Source organism: Chamaesiphon sp. VAR_48_metabat_135_sub (assembly GCF_031418915.1).
In the GTDB taxonomy this organism is placed as follows: domain Bacteria; phylum Cyanobacteriota; class Cyanobacteriia; order Cyanobacteriales; family Chamaesiphonaceae; genus Chamaesiphon.
The window spans coordinates 1-3,508 of sequence record NZ_JANOJV010000155.1 but is presented as its reverse complement, the minus strand read 5'-3'; the positions used below and the strand labels follow the sequence as shown (position 1 = coordinate 3,508).

Genomic DNA, 3,508 nt, shown 5'->3' with positions numbered 1-3,508 from the left:
TTCATCGACAACAATTGCATTGTGAGGTAAGGGGTCGTCAACAGACCGTTTAAACCCTCTAGTCGCCGGATCGAACTCCAATAGACGGTGAATGGTCTTAGCCTCAATTCCCGCCATTTCTGACAGCCTCTGAGCGGCTCTACCCGTTGGCGCAGCTAAGGCAATTTTCTTATCCATTGCCTTCCACAAAGCGACAATAGTACGGGTACAGAACGTCTTCCCACAGCCTGGGCCACCAGTCAGAATCATCACCCGTTGTGTCGCTGCCATCTCTACCGCTTGCTGTTGTTCTGGTGAGAGACTAATTCCCTGACTTTGAGTAAACCTGTCGATCCAATTGCGGACGCGGGGTAAATCTACTGACTGAGGCTGTTCAAGTAGCTTGAGGATCGAAATCGCGAGATTCTGTTCGGTGTAGAAGAAACTGGGTTGGAAATATAAGGGAACTTCCTCAACTGTTTCTAGGATTAAGTCCTGTTGCAGACTCATTTCTCGCAATACTTCTAACACCGCATTCTCAGTCGCGGTATGTTCTTCAGTCGTGAGTTTAGTTGTCGCGGCTACTAATAATTCTGGCTGAGGCAGGAAACAATGCCCATCTTCGGCTGCTTCACCCAGAACGTGTTTAATCCCAGCTCGATAGCGGAAAGCAGAAGCAGGATCTACGCCTAAATTTCGCGCAATGAGATCGGCGGTGAGGAAGCCAATTCCAAAAATATCTTCTGAAAGTTGATAGGGATTATTGGTGACAATATCGATCGATTTATCCCCATATTGCTTGAAGATTTTCACCGCATAGGTTGTCGAAACACCGTGACTCTGGAGGAATAACATCACCTCTTTAATCGCCTTCTGTTCCACCCAGGCGCGTTGAATCATTTTGACGCGCTTCTTACCGATGCCTGGGACTTCAATTAATCGATCGCTATCATGTTCGATAATTTCTAAAGTTTCCAGTGCGAAATGCGCCACAATCCGTTTAGCCGTAACGGGACCGACTCCTTTAATCAAACCACTACCCAAATATTTCTCAATTCCCGTCAGCGTTGCAGGTTTCGTTTCACTGTATTTGATAACCTGAAACTGTTGCCCGTATTGAATATGCTCCTTCCAAGTGCCCTGAAGTTGCAGGGTTTGTCCGGCTTGGATATTAACAAAGTTACCCACAATCGTGGTTAATTCATGGGCGCGGGGTGATTGGAGCCGAGCGACCGTATAGCCACTTTCCTCGGAATGAAAAGTAATCCGCTCTACCACTCCAGTCAGCGAAACCTGGGGTGCAACTGAAGAATCGCCTGGTGTGTTTGTCTGATAAGTGGACACTACAGTACTGGAAAAATAACAGATATTGACGATCGGATACTATTTAGCTATGTCAAAAATTTATACTCTCTACCATAATAACTGTCCCGATGGATTTGGCAGTGCCCTTGCTGCTTACTTGAAGTTTGGCGATAAGTCCGAATACATCGGTGTCAAACATCAACAAGATCCACCAGAAATGGAACCAGGTTCTGAAGTTTATATTCTCGACTTTAGTTACCCACGACAGGTGATGGAATCACTGTTAGCACAACACACTCAAGTCATCACTCTCGATCACCATAAAACCGCCCAAGAAGCCTTACTGGGATTGCGTGGTGCCCTATTCGACATGAATCGCTCTGGTGCGATGATAAGCTGGGAATACTTTCATCCCGATCGAGAAATTCCAGATCTATTTAGATATATTCAAGACCGAGATTTGTGGGAATGGAAATTAGAAGGTACTGGCGAAATTGCCGCTGGACTGCAATTACTACCGCAAGAATTCGACCTCTGGATTGACTTACTTACACCCGAAGGTTTAAAGCAGTTACGACAAGATGGTGCCACTCTGTTGAGGTATCAAACTAAGGAGATTAGAGGGATGTTAAAACACGTCTACCTAGATTCTTTACCACCTTATCAAGCCCCCACTGGAGCATGGATAACTGGAGCTAAAATGCCGCTAATTAATTGCTCCAATTACGATATCGTTTCCGATTTATGTCATCAAATGCTCGAAGAATACCCAGATTATCCCGTTGTGGCTAGCTGGTTGAGAGGGAAATCAAGTATCTCCTATTCTCTGCGTTCCCAGCCTAATTTTGACTGTTCGGAAATCGCTAAACTGTATGGGGGTGGCGGACATAAAAATAGTGCCGGGTTTAAAATTGCCATTTAGTACGATTAACTTCAGCTAAAAACTCCAGGTATTTCCGAGATAGTATGCACTAGTTAATCAATCCTAGCCCCCTGAACCAGAGCTTTTCAAAGCTAAAGCCAGAAATAGTTTCCGCCATTATTGCAGCCCGTTGCAGCTCATCCTCCGACAATTTAACTCCACACTCCTGTGCCAATTCAATCACATCATGACTCGACTGACAAACTTTTAACCTGTCATCCAGTTCTTTTTTCCCATGAATCTGACTAAAAAAACCACTCATCTTCGGATCTAACTTCTCGATCCACTGCTGATAAGATTGCTGTACCAAAATCTGAAAATCTTCTCCAGTGAGATCGAGTCCCTCTATTTTCGCCAATGCTAAAAAATCCATTGGTGAAGTTATCGATCGGATCTCGATTTGCAATTGTGGATCGGCAGCTACTCGATCGTTAAAGGCTTGAATAGACTTAGATAACATGTCGATTTCATCCTTGGTAAATAACAGTTTTGGCGATCGTCGATTGCACTATTTCATCACGATCCTGACTATACTCCCTAATTATGTTCGATCGACAAATACTCTAGATATATCGATCGATCCAATCATGATCGAAGATCGCGGCATAAATCCGGTGGCTCTTTATGGATTCCAGGGAGGTGAAACAAGCAGAATAGTCAGCAGAGGTATAACCGGGGTCATCGCTTGCATGGTCGTCTCCTCTACATTTCTAGTGCTCGTCTCCCCATAAAGGGTTGCAACGGAACGGAGGGAAACGCTATCATCAAGCTTAGAATGCATCACCGTCCGCTGAAACCTAGGCAGTTAGCAACAATGTCGTATCAATCTAAACCATCTGCTACCTCCTGCGTAACTACCTTTGATGAGTTTATGCGACTGGCGGATTATTCTCTGATGGATACCTTAAATGCCGATCCTGATGCCACGGTCGATGGTGACGATCGCCGTGCCCGACAGGTTTTCTCTGGTCATTTCGTACCTGTAACACCTACGCCGCTTGCAGAACCAGAATATGTAACCCATAGCGGCACTTTTTTTAAAGAACTTGGGTTGAGCGACAAGCTGGCGTTTAATGAACAATTTCGCCAGGTATTTTCTGGTGATATTTCTCCTGTGCGTGAGCCGATGCGACAGGTTGGCTGGGCGACTGGCTATGCACTGTCGATTTATGGCACCGAATATATCCAACAATGTCCATTTGGTACTGGTAATGGTTATGGCGATGGTCGGGCGATATCTGTATTTGAAGGAATAATCAATGGCCAGCGTTGGGAAATGCAATTGAAAGGTGGTGGCCCAAC

3 protein-coding genes and 1 pseudogene are annotated in these 3,508 nt (G+C 45.2%); 2 read left to right on the top strand and 2 right to left on the bottom strand.

Going from position 1 to position 3,508, the window contains the following annotated elements; genetic code table 11:
- Positions 1–1,323 (bottom strand): helix-hairpin-helix domain-containing protein (locus RMO55_RS11205; RefSeq protein ID WP_310426568.1); only part of this gene is annotated, 1,323 nt, incomplete at its 3' end.
- Positions 1,324–1,372: 49 nt separating this feature from the next.
- On the opposite strand from RMO55_RS11205, the gene RMO55_RS11200 reads away from it, so the two are divergent.
- The gene (locus RMO55_RS11200) at positions 1,373–2,206 is read left to right on the top strand and encodes a hypothetical protein (protein WP_310426566.1); all 834 of its coding nucleotides are present in this window, start codon (positions 1,373–1,375) and stop codon (positions 2,204–2,206) included.
- Between the two features lie 49 nt (positions 2,207–2,255).
- Here RMO55_RS11200 and RMO55_RS11195 read toward each other — a convergent pair whose 3' ends face one another.
- The gene (locus RMO55_RS11195; protein WP_310426565.1) at positions 2,256–2,666 is read right to left on the bottom strand and encodes a Nif11-like leader peptide family natural product precursor; all 411 of its coding nucleotides are present in this window, start codon (positions 2,664–2,666) and stop codon (positions 2,256–2,258) included.
- A gap of 354 nt (positions 2,667–3,020) precedes the next feature.
- Between RMO55_RS11195 and RMO55_RS11190 the strand changes: the two are divergent.
- A pseudogene (locus tag RMO55_RS11190) lies at positions 3,021–3,508 on the top strand (hypothetical protein); the annotation flags it as partial.